We start from the raw sequence: 18151 nt of genomic DNA on the forward strand, positions 1-18151 counted from the left end.
CGAACAGATCGTCGGAAAGCCGCGACATCCTCTCGCGACGGCGAAATCCATCGTGCCATCCCGGCGGAGGCAAAGTGTCCTTGCCCGTCGTTGTCGTGCTTCTGCGGACGTGGAAGACCATCCATAAAGCGTCGCCTTGCTGGGCTCCAGGGTCCTGCCTTCGCAGGAGCACAAGCCTGTCCGGCCTGGTTGTCGGGCTCCTGCGACCTGGCCGCCGAGCCAGCCAATCACGGCCACAAAGCGGTGACGTAAACCGCTTTTCCACCATTTCCGATGCGTCAGCGCGCGCACGCCATTGCACTTGGCCAGCATTGGCCGGCATTGATCCGTTATGGATGCTGATCGATTCGCGCGGCTTGCCCCGAGACATCGCGAATGTCTGCGACTGGTGCGCCAGCTCAAAAGCTCGAAGCAGATCGCGGCAGAGCTCGGCATCGCGCCGGGCACCGTCGACGGCTATCTGACCGAAGCGGCGGAGATCATCGGCGTGCGCGGCCGCGCCGCCGCCGCCAATGCCCTGGCCGAGCATGAATCCGCCCTGCCCCAGGGCGACATGCTGGCCGTTCCGCCCCGCAATCCACCCCCTGAAAATCCGGGGGTGGAAACCGCCGGGGTAGTGGAAGCCCCGGTTTCCCTCGCATTTCCGGTTTCGCCGGACAGGGCGGACCCCGTCGCTCCAGCGCCATCCCCGACCGGGGCGGCGCCGGTATCGGGGTTCCGCCTGCCGCTCCGGCGACAGGGGGAAGTCGGCAATGACCTGAGCATGGGCCAGCGCCTCCTGTGGATACCGGCTCTGGCCCTCGCCTCGGTGGTGGGGTTCGGCACGCTGGTGACCGCACTCGAAACGCTGACCGGGCTACTCGGACGAGTCTGGAAGCTACCCACATAGTCCGGACAGGGGCGCTCCCTTTGGGGGCGGACGCATGGATGACCCAGATGCTGCACACCATTCCGACCGAGGCCGTGGCGATGCCCGCCGCCGAGGAACTGGCCAATACGCTGCGCGCCTTCGAACAGGCGATCGACGACAGCTTCGCGCTGGGCGGCCGTCTCGCCACCTTGCTCCCCGCCGCCCGGACCGAGGCGCGTCTGTCCGCCGTGGTCGGGCAGGGCGTGTTCGACCGCGTCTGCCAGGCGCTGACCGCGATGGGCGAGGCGCGCGGCCATGCCGTCGCCAGCCACCGCCTGCTCGACAAGATCAACCAGCAGGTCGGCTACGTCGTCGCCTATGGCGACGAGCAGCCGAAGCCGGGCGACGACAATTACGGCCGCAGCAGCGCCAGCATCGTGTCCATCCGCGACGCGGCCTGATTGCAACGCTGACGGCCGGTTCACCGGATCCACCCCACCATGGCCCCGCACATCCTGATCTTCAACATCGTCCAGATCCTGGTGTGCGGCTATGCCTGGTGGCGGGGCGGCCAGCCCGAGCGGGTGGTCGCGCTGCTGCTGATGGCGGCGGGGTTGGGGACGCTGCTGATGCCGACCGTTCCGCGCGGGTTCGACCAGCTCCACTGGCGGATCCTGGCGATCGACGTGGCGCTGCTCGCGGCGCTGGGCGTGGTGGCGCTGCGGGCGGCGCGGTTCTGGCCGCTCTGGCTGGCGGCGATGCACCTGATCGCGATCGCGGTGCATTTCGCCAAGGCCTATCACCCGTTCCTGCTGCCCTGGATCTATGCCGTCGCGGTCGGCCAGCTCGCCTATGCGATGCTCGCCCTGCTGCTGGTCGGCACGATCCGCCACCAGCGTCGCCGCCGCGCGGCGGGCGTCGACCCCGACTGGTCGGCCTGACCAACAATCGAGACAGACCGTGAAGAATCCCATCCGCCTGGTCCGCTGGCCGGACTCCGATCGTGCCCAATGGCAGGACTGGCTGCTCGCCGCGCAGGTCGCGGTCGGCCCCCGGACCGAGGCGCCCGTGCTGACCGCCGTCCCCGCCATGCCGGCCGAGCGCGTGCCCGTCGACGCCCTGCCCGAACTGCCCGCCCCGCCCGAGCAGCCCAGCTATGTGGAACGGGCCGTCGCGCTCTACGAGCAGCGCCGCCTGCGCCAGCGCCTGTTCGGCCATCCCGACGGACTGTTCCAGGAACCGGCCTGGGACATGCTGCTGCACCTGTTCATTCAGCAGGAGCGGGGCGACCGTGTGCCGATCTCCAACCTGTCGAGCGCGTCCTGCGTGCCGCAGACCACGGCGCTGCGCTGGATCAAGGTGCTGGAACGCGAGGGGCTGGCCCGGTGCTGGCAGAGCAAGAGCGATGCCCGCGTCCGCTATGTCGAGCTGACGCCGCACGCCCAGGACATCATGCTGCGCTATCTGGACCAGATCTAGGGCGGGGCGAGCGTCGGTTTCACGCGAAGCCCCAAAGCCGCGCGGCCTTGCCGTGCCCGGCGGGGCGGGGCAGGGGGCGGCATGATCACCTTCCATCTCGCGCGCGCCGACAATGGCGTGATCGGCGTCGACGGGCGGCTGCCCTGGCACCTGCCCGCCGACCTGAAGCGGTTCAAGGCGCAGACGCTGGGACGGCCGATGATCATGGGGCGCAAGACCTTCGACAGCTTTCCAGCCCCCTTGCCCGGTCGGCGGCATATCGTGCTGACCCGCGACCGCGCCTGGTCGGCGGCGGGGGCGGAGGTCGCGCATGATCCGGCTGCCGCGCTGGCGCTGGCGGGCGGGGATGCGGCGGTGATCGGCGGCGCGGAGGTCTTCGCGCTGTTCACGCCCGACCGGATCGAACTGACCGAGGTGCATGTCGAGGCGGCGGGCGATACGCGGGTGCCGGACTTCGCCGGCTGGCGCGAGGTGGCACGCGAGGATCATCCGGCGGCGGACGGTCGCCCCGCCTACAGCTTCGTCACGCTGCTGCCGCCGGCCGAATCGACCCTATCGCCAAGCCGGCACGGCTAAGCTACAGCGCGGCCATGCAGCGGCTCGACGGCGGCTCGGCCATTCCGCCCCATCTTGCCGGCGGGATCGTCGCGCTCGGCAATTTCGACGGCTTTCACCTCGGACATCAGGCGGTGGTCGGGGAGGCGGTCGCGCGCGCCCGGCGCGAGGGGCGGCCGGCGCTGGTCGCGACCTTCGACCCGCATCCGGTGCGGCATTTCGTGCCCGACACCCCGCCCTTCCGCCTGACCACGCTCGACCAGCGCGAACGGCTGTTCGCGGAGGCCGGCGCGGACGCGATGCTGGTGTTCGGGTTCGACGCGGCGCTCGCCGGCCTGGATGCCGAGGCGTTCGTGGCCGAACGGCTGTGCGACCGCCTGCGCGTGGCGGGCGTGGTGACCGGGCAGGACTTCACCTTCGGCCGGCGCAAGTCGGGCGATGCCGGCGTGCTGGCGCGGCTGGGCGCGCGCCATGGCTTCAGCGCCACCGCCGTCGCCCCGGTCACGCTGGCGGGCGAGCCGGTCTCCTCCAGCCGCATCCGCGCGCATCTGCGCCTGGGCGAGACACGCGAGGCGGCGCGGCTGCTGACCCGTCCGTTCACGATCGCCGGCATGGTGGAGCATGGCGACAAGGTCGGCCGCACGATCGGCTATCCGACCGCCAATCTCCAGCTCGGCCAGTATCTGCGCCCGGCCTATGGCATCTATGCGGTGCGCGGACGGCTGGACGACGGGCGGGTGCTGAACGGCGCCGCCAATCTGGGCATCCGGCCGCAGTTCACGCCGCTGAAGGAACTGCTGGAGCCGTATTTCTTCGACTTCACCGGCGACCTGTACGGCCGCCGGCTGGAGGTCGAGCTGATCGAATACCTCCGCCCCGAGGCGATGTTCGACGGACTGGACGCGCTGATCGCGCAGATGGACGCCGATTGTCTGCGGGCGCGGGAGGTTCTAGGGGCCGCGCATTCATGACCGACGCATCTTCGACCCAAGAACCGCCACGCGACTGGCGCGACACCGTCTTCCTGCCGAAGACCGACTTCCCGATGAAGGCGGGCCTCGCCGCCAAGGAGCCGGCGATCCTCGATCGCTGGGCGCGGATCGGCCTGTACCAGCGGCTGCGCGCGGCGCGTGCGGGCCGCGAATTGTTCGTGCTCCACGACGGCCCGCCCTATGCCAATGGCGACATCCATATGGGCCATGCGATGAACAAGGTGCTGAAGGACGTGATCGTCCGCAGCCAGTCGCTGCTCGGCAAGGATGCGCCCTATGTGCCCGGCTGGGATTGCCACGGCCTGCCGATCGAATGGAAGGTCGAGGAGGCGTATCGCGCCAAGAAGCTGAACAAGGACGACGTGCCCGTCGACCAGTTCCGCGCCGAGTGCCGCGCCTATGCGGCGAAGTGGGTCGACGTGCAGCGCGCCGAGTTCGAGCGGCTGGGCGTGATGGGCGACTGGTCCGACCCGTACCTCACGATGAACTACGACGCCGAGGCGGCGATCGTCGGCGAGTTGCTGAAGTTCGCCGAGAGCGGGCAGCTCTATCGCGGCGCCAAGCCGGTGATGTGGTCGCCGGTCGAGAAGACCGCGCTGGCCGAGGCCGAGGTCGAATATGAGGATGTCGTGTCGACCCAGATCGACGTGGCGTTCGAGATCGTCGAGGCCCCGAACGCGCCCGAACTGGTCGGCGCGCACGCGGTGATCTGGACGACGACGCCCTGGACGATCCCGGTCAACCAGGCCTTGGCCTATGGCCCGGACGTGGATTACGTGCTGGTCGCCGACGAGGCTGGCCGGCGGTTCCTGGTCGCCGACACGCTGGCCGAGACCTTCGCGGCCCGTGCCGGCACCGCGCTGACCCGCGGCGGCTGGACGGGCAAGGGCGCGCAACTGGACGGCGCGGTCGTGCGCCATCCGATGCACGCGCTGGGCGGCTTCTTCGCCAGGCCCCGGCCGATGCTGCCGGGCGATTTCGTCACCACCGATGCCGGCACCGGGCTGGTCCATATGGCCCCGGATCATGGCGAGGATGATTTCCTGCTCTGCAAGCAGTTCGGCATCGATCCGGTCTTCGCGGTCGATGCGGCCGGGATGTACCGTGCCGACTGGGCGTGGCTGAGCGGGCAGGGCTCGGTCATCAACAAGAAGTTCGTGGCCAGCGACGGACCCGTCTGCACCGACCTGCGCGAAGCCGGCGCCCTGCTCGCCGCGTCGGACGATTTCAAGCACAGCTATCCGCATAGCTGGCGCTCCAAGGCCAAGGTGATCTTCCGCGCGACGCCGCAATGGTTCATCCCGATGGACCGCAGCGGCGTGGCGGACATGGATGGCGGCAACGGCAATGGCGCGACCCTGCGCGAACTGGCGCTCGATTCGATCGCGCGGACCCAATGGGTGCCGCCGCGCGCCGAGAACCGGATCACCGCGATGGTGCAGGGCCGGCCCGACTGGGTGATCAGCCGCCAGCGCGCCTGGGGCGTGCCGATCGCGCTCTACGTCAACCGCGCGACCGGCGAATATCTGAACGACCCGGCAGTCAACGCCCGCATCGTCGCGGCGTTTCGCGAAGGCGGCGCGGATGCCTGGTTCACCGGCGATCACCAGACGCTGCTGGGCGAGGCGTACACGCTCGCCGACTGGGAGCCGCAGAACGACATTCTCGACGTGTGGTTCGATTCGGGCTGCACGCACGTCTTCACCGTCGAGGCGCGCTACGGCGAGGGGGTGCGCGCCAACCTCTATCTGGAGGGCTCGGACCAGCATCGCGGCTGGTTCCAGTCGTCGCTGCTGGAAAGCTGCGGCACGCGCGGTCGCGCGCCCTATGACGCGGTGCTGACGCACGGCTTCGCGCTCGACGACAAGGGACGCAAGATGTCCAAGTCGCTGGGCAATGTCGTCGATCCGCTCAAGGTGATCGGCGAATCGGGGGCCGACATCCTGCGCATGTGGGTCGCCTCCACCGATTATTTCGACGATGTGCGGATCGGCAAGGAAGTGCTGGCGACCGCGTCGGACGCCTATCGCAAGCTGCGCAACACCTTCCGCTACCTGCTCGGCGCGCTCGACGGCTTCACCGACGAAGAGGCGGTGGCGGTCGAGGCGATGCCCGAGCTGGAACGCTACGTCCTCCACCGGCTGGGCATGATCGACACCGAGCTGCGTACCGCGGCGACCGGCTATGAGTTCAACCGCTATATCCGGCTGCTGACCGACTTCGCCAATGAGGATCTGAGCGCCTTCTTCTTCGACGTGCGCAAGGACAGCCTCTATTGCGACGCGGCCGACAGCCTGAAGCGGCGCAGCTATCGCACCGTGCTCGACATGCTGTTCCATGCGCTGGTCCGCTATGCCGCGCCGATCCTGTGCTTCACCGCCGAGGAAGTGTGGCAGGCGCGCTTCCCCAGCGAGGACGGGTCGGTGCATCTGCTCGAATGGCCCGAACTGCCGGCGCTGGACGGCGATGTGCCGCTCGGCACCCGCTGGCAGGGCGTGCGCGCGTTGCGCGAGACGGTGACCGAGGCGATCGAGCCGCTGCGCCGCGCCAAGACGATCCGCTCCAGCCTGGAAGCCGAAGTGACGGTGCCGAGCGCCCCCTTGCCCGAGGCGGAGCTGGCCGAACTGTTCATCGTCGCCGATGTGCGCGTGGGCGAGGATGTGGCGGTCGCCCGGACGGAGCGGCACAAGTGCGGCCGCTGCTGGCGGCACCTGCCTGAGGTGACGGTGGACGGCGCATTGTGCGACCGCTGCGCCGGGGTGGTGGCATGACCCTGCCCAAGCGCGGCCTGCTCGCGGCGCTGGCGCTGTTCGCGCTCGATCAGCTGGTCAAATGGGCGGTGGTCGGGCCGCTCGGCCTCGATCATCTGGGCGCGGAACGCTATGTCGCGCCGATCTTCTCGCTCCGCTTCGTGCCCAATGTCGGCGTGTCGCTCGGCCTGTTGCCCGCGGACGGCAATGCCACGCGTTGGGCGCTGGTGGCGATGACCGGGGCGATCGCGATCGGCGTCGCGATCTGGATGACGCGCGAGAAGCATCCGACCGACCAGGTCGCGCTCGGGCTGGTGCTGGGCGGCGCGCTCGGCAACATCCTCGACCGGGTGCGCTTCGGCTATGTGGTCGATTTCGCCGACCTGCACTTCGGTGACTGGCGGCCCTTTTTGGTCTTCAATGTCGCCGATGCGGCGATTACCATCGGTGTTCTGGTGCTGCTGCTCCGTGCCTTTCTGTCGCGCGACAAGGCCGCGCCTTCTGTGGAGAGTCCCCATGCGTAACTTCGTGGCCATCGTCGGAGCGGCGGCGCTCCTTGCCGGTTGCGGCGCCGGCCGTTCGCTCGATCGGGCGCGGCCCGACGAATTCGCCGTCGCGCGCCAGCCACCGCTGGTGATCCCGCCCGATTACGCGCTGGTCCCGCCGCAGCCGGGCACCGCGCGGCCGCAGGACAATTCCAGCCAGCAAGACACGGTCGACGCCCTGTTCGGCAACGCGCCGCGCAGCGCGTCGGAGCGGGCGGCGCTGGACCAGGCCGGGGCGGACGCCGCCGCGCCCGGCATCCGTTCCTCGGCCGGCGATCCGCAGACCAATGTGATCGACAAGGGCGAGACGACCCGCAGCATCGTCGCCGCCCCCGCCGGCGACGGCCAGGACGCGCGCGCCACCGCGAACTGACCGGCGGGGGGCAAGGGGGCGGGCAGGACTAGGCCCGCCCCCTTTGCCGTGCTCCCGCGAACGCAGGAGCCCAGGGCCCCACAGGTCATAAGGCGTGTTCCGCTTGGCTCCGGGCTCCTGTCTTCGCAGGAGCCGACATACCGCCAGGAATGAAAAAGGGCCGGCGCTCCCCCTGTGGAGCGCCGGCCCTTCGTCGTTCGGGCGGGTGGTGGCTTCCCCCGAAGCCGCCACCTACCGTCGTGGGTGAAATCAGAAGGCGGCGGTCAGCGAGAACACCACCGTGCCGCCGGCGATCGACGCGCCGCCGGGCACCTGGCCCTTGGAGAAATTGGGCTGGAGATAGGCGGACTCGGACTTGCTGATGTCGGTGTCGATATAGGACACGTTGAGCACCAGGTTCTTATAGGCCGCGACATCGGCGCCCAGCGACCAGTCCCAATATTCGCCGGTCGGCGCCAGGCTGGTGCCGTTGGGGCCAAGGCCCGGATTGCCGTGCGAATAGCCGATATGCGCCTTGGCGGTGATCGGCGTGCTGGGCACCGCGACCGCCGCGTCGCCGGTCAGGTAGACATTGTCCTGGCGCTGGCCACGGCTGTACGGCGTGTTGGAGAAATTGCCGAGCGAGGTCTGCTTGGGCGCATAATAGGCGCCCGCCGTCAGCGTCGCCGGACCCGCCGCGCCGGACAGGCGGCCGAAGAACTCGACCACGTCGGACTCGGAGAAGCCGCCCGGATAGGTGTACCAGGTGACGCCGGCGTCGATCGTCGCGCTGCCGAAGCTGTGCTTGTAGCCGCCGATCGCGTCCAGCTCCATATTGGCGCCGCCGAACGTGCCCCAACCCGCCAGGTTGGACGCGAAGGTGCCGATATAGAAGCCGCTTTCATGCGCGATCGTCAGCGCCGCCTGGACGGCCGCGTTCTTGTTGGTCTGCGAGATCCCGCGCAGACGATAGTCGGTCAGAATCGACGCGCTGCCGCTGACCGTGACGGGCGAGGGCGGCGCGGTGTCCTGCGCCAGGGCAGGGGTAGCGGCCGCGAGCGAAAGCCCGGCGACCAGGAAGTGCGAGAAGCGCATCAGGTGTCTCCCTGAGGGATGAAGCCGATGTCCCCGCCTGCATTCCCGAAGGGGCCCGCCTCTGTCAGGGCCGGAAAGCCCCCGTGCGGTCCGTCCGTCGGTGACAGCGGCATGACAGCCGGTGCCGCAGCGCACAAGATGTTTTCGTGCTCCCGATCGCCACCGGACATCAGCATGTTGCGCCCAAGCCACAGGCCAAGTTCGCGATCAATCGTCCCGCGATGGCCGCAATCGGATCTCGCGCTGCGGCACCGGGATGCGGATATCGTGCTCTTTCAGCAACCACCACAAGCGGTTGAGCACATCGGAGCGGACATTGCCGACGCCCCCCTCGGGATCGCTGATCCAGGCGAGGATTTCATGCTCGACCGCATATTCGCCGTAGGCGGTCAGCCAGACATTGGGCCTGGGGCTCTTCAGCACGCGCGGACTTTCCGCCGCCGCGCGCAGCATCAGCGCCTGCGCCAGCTTCAGGTCGCAGTCGTATCCGACGCGCACCGCGATTCGCACGCGCACGTTGCGGTCGGAGAAGGACCAGTTCTCCACCTCCTGCGTCATCAGATTCTCGTTGGGGATCAGATGCTCCTTGCCGTCGCGGGTGATGACGGAGACGGCGCGCACCCCGATCTTGTTGACCCGGCCGGCCTCCTCGCCGACGACGATCACGTCGCCGGGCTTGATCGAACGGTCCATCAACAGGATGATCCCGGCGATCAGGTTGCCGATCGTCTTCTGCAGGCCGAACCCGACCGCCAGGCCGAAGGCGCCGGAGAAGATCGCGAAGCTGGTCAGGTCCAGCCCGAGCAGGTCGATGCCGAAGAAGAAGGCGAGGATGACCACGCCGACCCCGACCAGCTTCTGCGCCAGCAGCTTCTGCGTCGGGTCCAGGCCGCCCGCATGGCCGATCGAATGGCCGGCGACGCGGTTGACCAGCCGCACGCCCGCGAACAGCGCGACCAGCGTCACGGTCATGCTGATCAGCGTCAGCAGCGACAGGCGGCGCTGCCCGAAGGGAAAGCCGATCCGCTCCAGCACCTGGGTGATCGGCTCCAGCCCGCCGACCGCGCGGCTGAACAGGGTGACGAACAGCACGATCGCGACCAGCCAGGCCGACCAGCGCGGCAGGCCCAGGCCGCGCAGCACCTGATGCGCGGCGCGCGCCGTCGCCAGCCCGGCCGCGAAGCCCAGCGGCAGCGCGGCGAGCGGCGGCCAGGGCCAGACGGTCAGCACGATCGCCAGCAGCAGGGCGGCGCCGAGATGCCGGAGGATCGCGGTGGTGCGCGTCCATATCCCCTCGCCATGGCCGGAGGCGTGCTGCTTCCACCACAGGCCGACCGGCGGGCCGAGCCGGTGGCCGGCCAGCACCCCCGCCAGCAGGCAGAGCAGCACCAGTCCGCCCGCCACCCCGACCTGCGCCAGGTCGCCGCGTTCCGGCGTGGCGAAGCCGGTCGTCCGCCACCAGGCGAGGAGCGGGTTCACGCCGCCGTGGCGCGCCAGGCGGCCAGGCCGCGGTCCAGGTCGGCGATCAGGTCGTCCGGGTCCTCCAGGCCGATCTGGAGGCGGACCATCGGCCCGGCATCGTCGCGCGTGGTGACGCTGCGATGGCGTTGCGGATCGATCGGGATCGCCAGGCTCTCATACCCGCCCCAGCTATAGCCGATGCCGAACAGGTCGAGCGTGTCGATCAGCGCGGCGCGGGCGGCATCGCTGCCGCCGGCCAGGGTGAAGGCGAACAGGCCGCTCGATCCCTTGAAGTCGCGCAGGAACAGGTCGTGGCCGGGGCAGCCGGGCAGGGCCGGGTGGAGCACCGCCGCCACCTCCGGCCGCTCCGCCAGCCAGCGCGCGATGCGGAGCGCCGCGGCCTCGTGATGGCGCAGCCGCACCGCCATGGTGCGCAGGCCCCGGCTGCCGAGCCAGGCATCGTCGGGGCTGGTCACCTGGCCCAGTTGCAGGCTGGCGTCGCGCAGCCGCGCGAACCGGCCGGGACCGGCGGTGACCGATCCCAGCATCACGTCCGAATGGCCGACGATATATTTGGTGCAGGCCAGGATGGTATAGTCGACGCCCAGCTCGATCACCGGGAACAGCAGGGGCGTCGCCCAGGTATTGTCGATGAGGGTCGTCACGCCGCGGGCCCGCGCGGCCGCGACGATGGCGGGTACGTCCTGCACCTCGAAGGTCAGGCTGCCGGGGCTCTCCATGAAGATGGCGCGGGTGCGCTCGCCGATCAGATCGGCGATTCCCGCCCCGATCATCGGGTCGTAGAATCGGGTGGTGATCCCCATCCGCTTGAGCAAGCCACCCGCCAGGTTGCGCGTCGGGTCATAGGCGCTGTCGACCAGCAGCAGCTCGTCGCCCGGCGACAGGATGGCGAGCAGGGCGGTCGAGATGGCGGCGACGCCGGACGGATAGAGGAAGGTGCCCTCCGCACCCGGCTCCAGGCTGGTCAGCGCATCGGCGAGCGACCATTGCGTCGGCGTGCCGCGCCGGCCGTAGAACAGCCGGTGGTGCGTGTCGCGTCCGCCCGACTCGCGCAGATGCGCGACCGAATCGTACAGGATGGTCGAGGCGCGCCAGACCGGCGGATTGACGATGCCCGCCGTCCATTCGGGCCGCCGTCCGGCCTGGACGACGCGCGTGCCCTCGCGCTTGTCGGTGATGTCGCCGTTCATGCCGTTGCTCCTAGTGCCTTGGGGGTGTCGGCCCGGCCGCCCCACTCGCTCCAGCTGCCGTCGTACAGGGCGGCGTCGCGGCCCATCAGGTGGAGCGCGAAGGCGAGCGTCGCGGCGGTGACGCCCGATCCGCAGGTGGTGACGATCGGCCGGTCGAGATCGATCCCGGCGAATGCCTCCGCCAGCGCCGCGCCCCGCTTATAGGCGCCGTCCGGATGGAAGAGGCGCGCATAATGGAGGTTGTGCGAGCCCGGGATATGGCCGGGGGCGGCGCCGTGCGGATCGCCCTCCGCGCCGGTGAAGCGGCCGGGCGAGCGTGCGTCGATCACCTGCTCGGCCCCGCTGTCCAGATTCGCGCGCATCTGGTGGAGCGTGCGCAGGTGCGTCGGCTCGAAGCGCGGCGTGGCGTGGCGCGAGCGGGGCGTGGCCTGTCCCGTCTCCAGCGGCCGCCCCTCGGCCCGCCATTTGGCGAGACCGCCGTCGAGGATCGCGACCGCGCCGATATTATGGTTGCGGATCAGCCACCAGGCGCGCGCCGCGCTCTTCCACGGGCTGTCGTCATAGAGGACGATGCGGGTGCCGTCGCCCAGGCCCAGCCGCCCCAGCCGGCTGGCGACCTTGGCGATCGGCGGCAGCATGTTGGGCAGGGAGGAGTCGGTGTCGCGCAGTTCGGCCAAGTCGAGGAAGACCGCGTCCGGGATATGGCCCGCCTCGAACTCGGCAGGCGCGTCGCGGCCCAGCGCGGGGTCGAGCAGCGTCGCGTCGGCGATGCGCAGGTCGCGCGCGCCCAGTTCGGCGGCGAGCCATTCGGTGGTGACGAGCGGGTCCAAGACGGCCTCCGGTCGGGCCAGCCTGTCGCGACCTCTACTCGTTCCCCGTGGGCCGGGCGGCCCGTCGACAAGCGCGGGCGGGGGCGAGCCGGGGTTCAGTAATCCGCGCCGTCGCCGCCGTCGAGACTGTCGAGGAACGCCGCCGCCTGCGCCCGCGTCGCGCCCCGTGCCTCCGCCGATTGTTTGGCCCAGGTGCGATAGGGCATCGCCATGCGGTGGTTGCCGGCGAGCTTGTCCTCGTGCCGGGCGATGAAATCCCAGTAAAGCGCGTTGAAGGGGCAGGCGTCCGGTCCGATCCGCTGCTTCACGTCGTACCGGCAATGGCGGCAATAATCCGACATCCGGTCGATATAGGCGCCGGAGGAGACATAGGGCTTGGACCCGACCAGCCCGCCATCGCCGAACTGGCTCATCCCCAGCGTGTTGGGTAGCTCCACCCATTCATAGGCGTCGACATAGACCTCCAGATACCAGCGGTGCACGGCGGCGGGGTCCGCGCCGATCAGCAGGGCGAAATTGCCGGTCACCATCAGCCGCTGGATATGATGCGCGTGCGCGGTGTCGAGCGTCTGGCCGATCGCTTCGCGCAGGCAGTGCAGGTCGGTCTCGCCCGTCCAGTACCAGCCGGGCAGCGGCCGGTGATGGTCGAGATGGTTGCGCTCGACATAGCCCGGCCCCTCGCGCCAGTAGATGCCGCGCATATATTCGCGCCAGCCGATGATCTGGCGGACATAGCCCTCGACGCTGTTGAGCGGGGCGCGGCCGGCGCGATACTCGGCCTCCGCCCGACGACACAGGTCGAGCGGGTCGAGCAGCCCGGAATTGATATAGGGGCTGAGGATCGAGTGCCAGAGATGCCGCTCGCCGGTCAGCATCGCATCCTCGTAATCGCCGAAGCGGGGCAGGGCGTTGGCGAAGAAGGCCTCGGCCTGGCGCTCGGCATCGGCGGCGGTCACCGCCCAGTCGAAGCCGTCGAGCCGGCCGGGATGGTTGGCGAAGCGTTGCCGCACGAGCGCCAGCACCTCGTCGGTGATCGCGTCGGGCGCGAAGGCCAGCGGGCGCGGCATCAGCAGGTCGCGCTCCGCGGGCTTGCGATTCTCCTTGTCGAAATTCCACCGGCCGCCCTCGGGCTTGTCGCCGTCCATCAACAGGCCGGTGCGGCGGCGCATGTCGCGGTAGAAATATTCCATGGTCAGCTCGCGCCGCCCCTCGGCCCATCGCTCGAAATCGCGGTGATCGGCGACGAATCGGTCGTCGGCGCGGATCTCGACGGGCAGGCCGAACAGCGTCTCCCAGCTCTCCAGCATCGCGCGGACCCGCCACTCGCCCGCCTCGGTCACGACGATCCGGTCGGGGGCATGGCGCGCGATCCCGGCGGCGACCGCGCCGGTGAAGCTGTCGGCGGCGTCGGCATCGTCCAGGCGCTGATAGTCCACCATCCAGCCGACGGCGCGCAAGGCGTCGGCATGGTGGCGCATCGCCGACAGGATATAGGCGATCTTCTGCTGGTGATGGCGGACATAGCCCGTCTCCTCCACCACCTCCATCATCAGCACCACGCAGGCGTCCCGGTCCTGGTCGCGCAGGGCGGACAGGGACAGGGACAGTTGGTCGCCCAGCACCGGTATCAGCGTTTTCATTGCCGCGTCGTCATCCTACATGGGCGGCATGACACCGAAATTCCTTGGCCAGACCGCTGCGCTTCCCGACTCTCCCGAAGCGGCGGTGCTCGATTACGTTCCCAATCCGCGGATCGGCCGCACCTATCTGGTGCGCTTCGCCGCGCCGGAATTCACTTCGCTCTGCCCGGTGACCGGCCAGCCGGACTTCGCGCATCTGGTGATCGACTATGTGCCGGGCGAGACGATCGTCGAATCCAAGTCGCTCAAGCTGTTCCTCGGCTCGTTCCGCAACCATGCGGCGTTCCACGAGGATTGCACGGTCGGCATCGGCGAGCGTCTGGTCGAGGAGATGAAGCCGGTATGGCTGCGCATCGGCGGCTATTGGTATCCGCGCGGCGGTATCCCGATCGACGTGTTCTGGCAGTCGGGCGCGCCGCCCGCCGACCTGTGGCTGCCCGACCAGGGCGTGGCGTCCTATCGTGGTCGCGGCTGATCCCCGGGCCGCTTCATGTTGCGGTGCAACCGGAAAAATGGAACCTTTCATAAGGATGAACGGTTTGGTCTGATGGCGCATAGCACCGTTCCGTGGTGTGGATGCAATCCCGAGGATCGATGATGGTGCAAGAGTCCAGCGAGATGACGATCAACCACCTGGCGATGATCGGCAATTACCTGCCGCGTCAGTGCGGGATCGCCACCTTTACGACCGACGTGCACCAGGCGATGCGCGACCGCTTCCCGGACATCCGCGTGGACGTCTATGCGATGGACGATCATCCCGGCCGCTATGCCTATCCGGACGCGGTGACCGGCGCGATTCCGCAGAACGAACTGTCCGCCTATGTCGATACCGCTCGCACCATCGAGGCGAGCGGCGCGCAGGCGATCTGGGTGCAGCATGAATATGGCATCTTCGGCGGCCCGGCGGGCGAGCATCTGCTCGCGCTGCTCGATCGTACCACGCTGCCGGTGGTGGTGACCCTCCATACGGTGCTGGAAAAGCCGAGCGCCGACGAGCGTCGCGTCCTCGAGGGCCTGCTGCGCCGCGCCGCGCGCGTGGTGGTGATGGCGGAGCGCGGGCGCGAGATTCTGCAGCGCGTCTATGCCGCCAATCCGCGCCAGATCGCGATGATCGCGCATGGCGTGCCCGATCGGGAACTGGTCGATCCGGCGACGCTCAAGGAGCGGTTCGGCTGGAAGGACCGTCCGGTGGTGCTGACCTTCGGCCTGCTCGCCCCCAACAAGGGGATCGAGACGATCATCGAGGCGCTGCCGACCGTGGTCGAGCGGCATCCGAATCTGCTCTACGTCGTGCTGGGCGCGACCCATCCGAACCTGGTCGCGCATGAGGGCGAACGCTATCGCGACAGCCTGAAGGCGCTGGCGGCGGAAAAGGGGGTCAGCGACAACCTCGCCCTGGTCGATGGCTTTGTCGAGCATGACGCCCTGATCGATTATCTCCAGGCGGCGGACATCTATGCCACGCCCTATCTCAACCCGGCCCAGATCACCTCGGGCACGCTGTCCTATGCGGTCGGCGTCGGCAAGGCGGTGATCTCCACGCCCTATGTCCATGCCACCGAGATTCTGGCGGACGGGCATGGCGTGCTGGTCGATTTCCGCGACAGCGCCGCCTTCGCGCGCGAAATCGACCGGCTGCTGTCGAACGATCGCGATCGCCATCGCCTCTCGCAGCGCGCCTATTCGCGCGGCCGCACCATGATCTGGCCGCGCCTGGCGGAAGCGATGCTGGCGGCCACCGAGGCCGCGATCGCGGCGCGTCCCAGGCGACTCGCCAAGCCGCTCGCCGTCCGCCCCCTCAAGCCCGATTTCGCCGCGGTCGAGCGGATGAGCGACTCGACGGGCATGTTGCAGCATTCGATCTATTCGATCCCCGATCGCCGCCATGGCTATTGCATCGACGACAATGCGCGCGCGCTGATGCTGGTCAGCGCCATCCCCGATCTCGATCCGGTCCAGCGCGACAAGTGGATGACGATCTACGCCTCCTTCCTGCAATATGCCTGGAATCCCGACCGGCGGCGCTTCCGCAACTTCATGCGCTTCGACCGCACCTGGTGCGAGGAAGAGGGATCGGAGGATTCGAACGGCCGTACGCTCTGGGCGCTGGGCGTCACCGCGCGCGATGCGGCCGAGCAGAAGCATCGCGACTGGGCGGCGGTCATGTTCGATTCGACCGCCAGCCTGGCGCTCGACCTGGGTTCGCTGCGCGCGCAGTCCTTCGCGATGCTCGGTGCCGCGGCGATGCTGGAGGCCAAGCCCGGCCATGAACTGGCCCGCACCATCCTGCAGCGTTTCCCCGACGTGCATCTCGACCTGCTCGCCGAGACGCGCCGACCGGAATGGCAGTGGTTCGAGATCGTGCTCGCCTATGACAATGCCCGCCTGCCCGAAGCACTGATCCGCGCCGGCATGGCGCTGGACCGCGACGATCTGGTGCAATGCGGCCTGTCGACGCTCGAATGGATCGTCTCCAAGCAGACCTCGCCCGAGGGACGGTTCCGTGCGGTGGGCACGGAAAGCTTCCACCGTCCCTATGCCGATCCGCTTCAGTTCGACCAGCAGCCGCTGGAGGCCCAGGCGACGGTCGAGGCCTGCCAGGCGGCGCATGCGGCGACCGGCGACCCGCGCTGGGTGGCGGAGGCGGAGCGGGCCTATGGCTGGTTCATGGGGCTGAACGACCTGGGCCTGCCGCTTGCCAGCGTCGAGGATGGCGGTTGCTTCGACGGATTGATGCCGACCGGCCTCAACCGCAACCAGGGTGCGGAGTCGATCCTTGCGCTCCAACTGGCGAGCTGCACCATTTCAGGGCTTTCGCAGGATATGGGGTCCGTGGCAGGAGGCGGTCGCGCCGTCGCGTGATTTGTCGCGTCGGGCGGAACGACCATTGCGCGGGGCCGGGGCCAGCATGAATTTGTTCAATCATGAGTTGCGTTTGCACGCCGATCCGTCGCGCGTGGTGGTGCGTCCCTTCCATATCGCGTTCGGCGGTCCGGGCGCACCGCCCAGCCGCACCGAGCGGCTGGTGTCGGAGGTGCTGGCGATGACGCCGGCGCAGGCGCGCGAAGAGCTGGAGATCGTGCTCAAGGATTTCGAGGCGCGCCACTGGCAGACGCGCCGCGTGTTCATGACGCGCTATGACGAGATCGAGGATCTGCTCCAGCTCGACGGCGCGGCGATCGGCGACGAGAAGCGGCAACTGATCGGCGCCTATTTCTGCCACGAATATAGCTATGCCGCCGCGGCGTTGATGAACCCCAGCGCGGTTCCGCATTTCGACCAGTCGGGCATGCCGCCGGGCAGCCTGCGCATCCTCATGTCGATGCGCGCGGTGGGCGAGGGGCATATCTCCTCCGTCGCCTTTCGCGAAGGGATCATCACCGACCGCAACCAGATGCGCCTCGCGCCGGAGCCGCCCTTCGCGACCGCGGTCGATACGATCGGCAGCGACCAGCAGAGCATCATCGACGGCCCGGTGACGGTCTATCGTCACCGCGACTCGACGCTGTCGGGCACGGTGATCTTCCCCTTCACCGCCGCCCAGTCCAAGGGGCTGGAGGATCTGCGCATCGTGCATTTCCAGCATGATGACGGCAGCTATGAGTGGATCGGCACCTATACCGCCTATAATGGCAGCCAGATCCAGTCGGAGCTGCTCCGTACCCGCGATTTCCGCGCCTTCGATCTGGTGCCGATGACCGGAGCCGCCGCACGCAACAAGGGCATGGCGCTCTTCCCGCGCACGATCGACGGCCAATATATGATGATCGGCCGGTCGGACGGCGAGAATCTGTTCCTGCTCAAGTCCAACGACCTGACGCACTGGGACGATGGCGAGAAGATCCTGACCCCGGTCTATCCGTGGGAGCTGGTGCAGATCGGCAATTGCGGCCCGCCGATCGAGCTGGACGAGGGTTGGCTGCTGCTCACCCATGGCGTCGGCGCGATGCGCAAATATTCGATCGGCGCGGTCCTGCTCGACAAGAACGATCCGTCCAAGATTATCGGCCGCACGCGCGAGCCGCTGCTCGCCGCCAAGGACCAGGATCGCGAGGGCTATGTGCCCAATGTCGTCTATAGCTGCGGAGCGGTGCGCCATGGCGATACGCTGTTCCTGCCCTATGGCATCGCCGACAGCTCGATCGGTTTCGCCTTCGTACCCATCGGGGAACTGCTCGCCGCCATGTAGGTCAGGCCCATCGGCGCGGTCGCTTCGATGGGACGGTAAAGCGGTGTTTCGCAAAGAATGTCAGAAAAGTTGCGAAAACCGTTTGACGGTTTGAGGGGTGATGGTTAGAGGGCGCGTCACCGCAGCGACGGACCGGATGGTTTGGTTGGCTGCGACGCCGGACAGATCGGACGACCTGGCTTCCTGGAAGGGGAGTGGA

General features: G+C 68.6%; 17 protein-coding genes. 12 read left to right on the forward strand and 5 right to left on the reverse strand.

Annotated features, from left to right (window positions below):
- Positions 1 to 331 precede the first annotated feature (331 nt).
- From BRX43_RS10695 to BRX43_RS10735, 9 genes are all read left to right on the forward strand, one after another.
- A complete protein-coding gene (locus BRX43_RS10695) occupies positions 332 to 889 on the forward strand; it encodes a helix-turn-helix transcriptional regulator (protein WP_125994844.1) in 558 nt (185 codons plus the stop codon).
- A 38-nt stretch (positions 890 to 927) separates the two neighbouring features.
- Positions 928 to 1311, forward strand: coding sequence for a hypothetical protein (locus BRX43_RS10700; protein WP_241214903.1), 384 nt, complete (start codon positions 928 to 930; stop codon positions 1309 to 1311).
- A gap of 39 nt (positions 1312 to 1350) precedes the next feature.
- Positions 1351 to 1791, forward strand: a complete 441-nt coding sequence (locus tag BRX43_RS10705; protein WP_125994845.1) for a hypothetical protein — start codon at positions 1351 to 1353, stop codon at positions 1789 to 1791.
- Positions 1792 to 1810: 19 nt separating this feature from the next.
- Positions 1811 to 2329 (forward strand): MarR family winged helix-turn-helix transcriptional regulator, encoded by a 519-nt coding sequence (locus tag BRX43_RS10710; RefSeq protein WP_125994846.1) that lies wholly within the window; start codon positions 1811 to 1813, stop codon positions 2327 to 2329.
- Positions 2330 to 2410: 81 nt separating this feature from the next.
- Positions 2411 to 2905, forward strand: coding sequence for a dihydrofolate reductase (locus BRX43_RS10715; protein WP_125994847.1), 495 nt, complete (start codon positions 2411 to 2413; stop codon positions 2903 to 2905).
- Positions 2906 to 2919: 14 nt separating this feature from the next.
- Complete coding sequence (locus tag BRX43_RS10720; protein ID WP_125994848.1) at positions 2920 to 3855, forward strand: bifunctional riboflavin kinase/FAD synthetase; 936 nt, start codon at positions 2920 to 2922, stop codon at positions 3853 to 3855.
- The gene (ileS, locus tag BRX43_RS10725; RefSeq protein WP_125994849.1) at positions 3852 to 6647 is read left to right on the forward strand and encodes an isoleucine--tRNA ligase; all 2796 of its coding nucleotides are present in this window, start codon (positions 3852 to 3854) and stop codon (positions 6645 to 6647) included. The genes BRX43_RS10720 and ileS overlap by 4 nt, the downstream gene beginning before the upstream one ends.
- Complete coding sequence (gene lspA, locus BRX43_RS10730) at positions 6644 to 7150, forward strand: signal peptidase II (protein WP_125994850.1); 507 nt, start codon at positions 6644 to 6646, stop codon at positions 7148 to 7150. The genes ileS and lspA overlap by 4 nt, the downstream gene beginning before the upstream one ends.
- Positions 7143 to 7544: a DUF3035 domain-containing protein gene (locus BRX43_RS10735; RefSeq protein ID WP_125994851.1), complete on the forward strand. Its 402-nt coding sequence runs from the start codon at positions 7143 to 7145 to the stop codon at positions 7542 to 7544. The genes lspA and BRX43_RS10735 overlap by 8 nt, the downstream gene beginning before the upstream one ends.
- Before the next feature lie 249 nt (positions 7545 to 7793).
- Here the strand turns inward: BRX43_RS10735 and BRX43_RS10740 are convergent, their stop codons facing one another.
- The 5 genes from BRX43_RS10740 to BRX43_RS10760 form a co-directional block, all read right to left on the reverse strand.
- Positions 7794 to 8618, reverse strand: coding sequence for a TorF family putative porin (locus tag BRX43_RS10740; protein WP_125994852.1), 825 nt, complete (start codon positions 8616 to 8618; stop codon positions 7794 to 7796).
- A gap of 207 nt (positions 8619 to 8825) precedes the next feature.
- On the reverse strand, positions 8826 to 10097 hold the full coding sequence (locus tag BRX43_RS10745; protein WP_241214904.1) for a mechanosensitive ion channel domain-containing protein: 1272 nt from the start codon (positions 10095 to 10097) through the stop codon (positions 8826 to 8828).
- Positions 10094 to 11290 carry a cystathionine beta-lyase gene (gene metC / locus BRX43_RS10750; protein ID WP_125994853.1) on the reverse strand — a complete coding sequence of 399 codons (1197 nt, stop codon included), beginning with the start codon at positions 11288 to 11290 and terminating at the stop codon, positions 10094 to 10096. Before metC ends, BRX43_RS10745 begins: the two co-directional genes overlap by 4 nt.
- Complete coding sequence (locus BRX43_RS10755; protein ID WP_125994854.1) at positions 11287 to 12120, reverse strand: sulfurtransferase; 834 nt, start codon at positions 12118 to 12120, stop codon at positions 11287 to 11289. Before BRX43_RS10755 ends, metC begins: the two co-directional genes overlap by 4 nt.
- 95 nt (positions 12121 to 12215) lie before the next feature.
- Entirely contained in the window at positions 12216 to 13760 is a 1545-nt protein-coding gene (locus BRX43_RS10760; RefSeq protein ID WP_125994855.1) for a cryptochrome/photolyase family protein, read from the reverse strand.
- A gap of 28 nt (positions 13761 to 13788) precedes the next feature.
- Between BRX43_RS10760 and queF the strand changes: the two genes are divergently transcribed.
- The 3 genes from queF (at position 13789) to BRX43_RS10775 (ending at position 17952) form a co-directional block, all read left to right on the forward strand.
- Complete coding sequence (gene queF, locus BRX43_RS10765) at positions 13789 to 14235, forward strand: preQ(1) synthase (RefSeq protein ID WP_125994856.1); 447 nt, start codon at positions 13789 to 13791, stop codon at positions 14233 to 14235.
- 122 nt (positions 14236 to 14357) lie between these two features.
- Complete coding sequence (locus tag BRX43_RS10770) at positions 14358 to 16625, forward strand: glycosyltransferase family 4 protein (RefSeq protein WP_125994857.1); 2268 nt, start codon at positions 14358 to 14360, stop codon at positions 16623 to 16625.
- A 46-nt stretch (positions 16626 to 16671) separates the two neighbouring features.
- Positions 16672 to 17952, forward strand: coding sequence for a glycoside hydrolase family 130 protein (locus tag BRX43_RS10775; protein WP_125994858.1), 1281 nt, complete (start codon positions 16672 to 16674; stop codon positions 17950 to 17952).
- Positions 17953 to 18151: the final 199 nt, after the last annotated feature.

Origin of the sequence: Sphingomonas sp. S-NIH.Pt15_0812 (assembly GCF_003951315.1) — a bacterium.
Taxonomy (GTDB): Bacteria; Pseudomonadota; Alphaproteobacteria; order Sphingomonadales; family Sphingomonadaceae; genus Sphingomonas.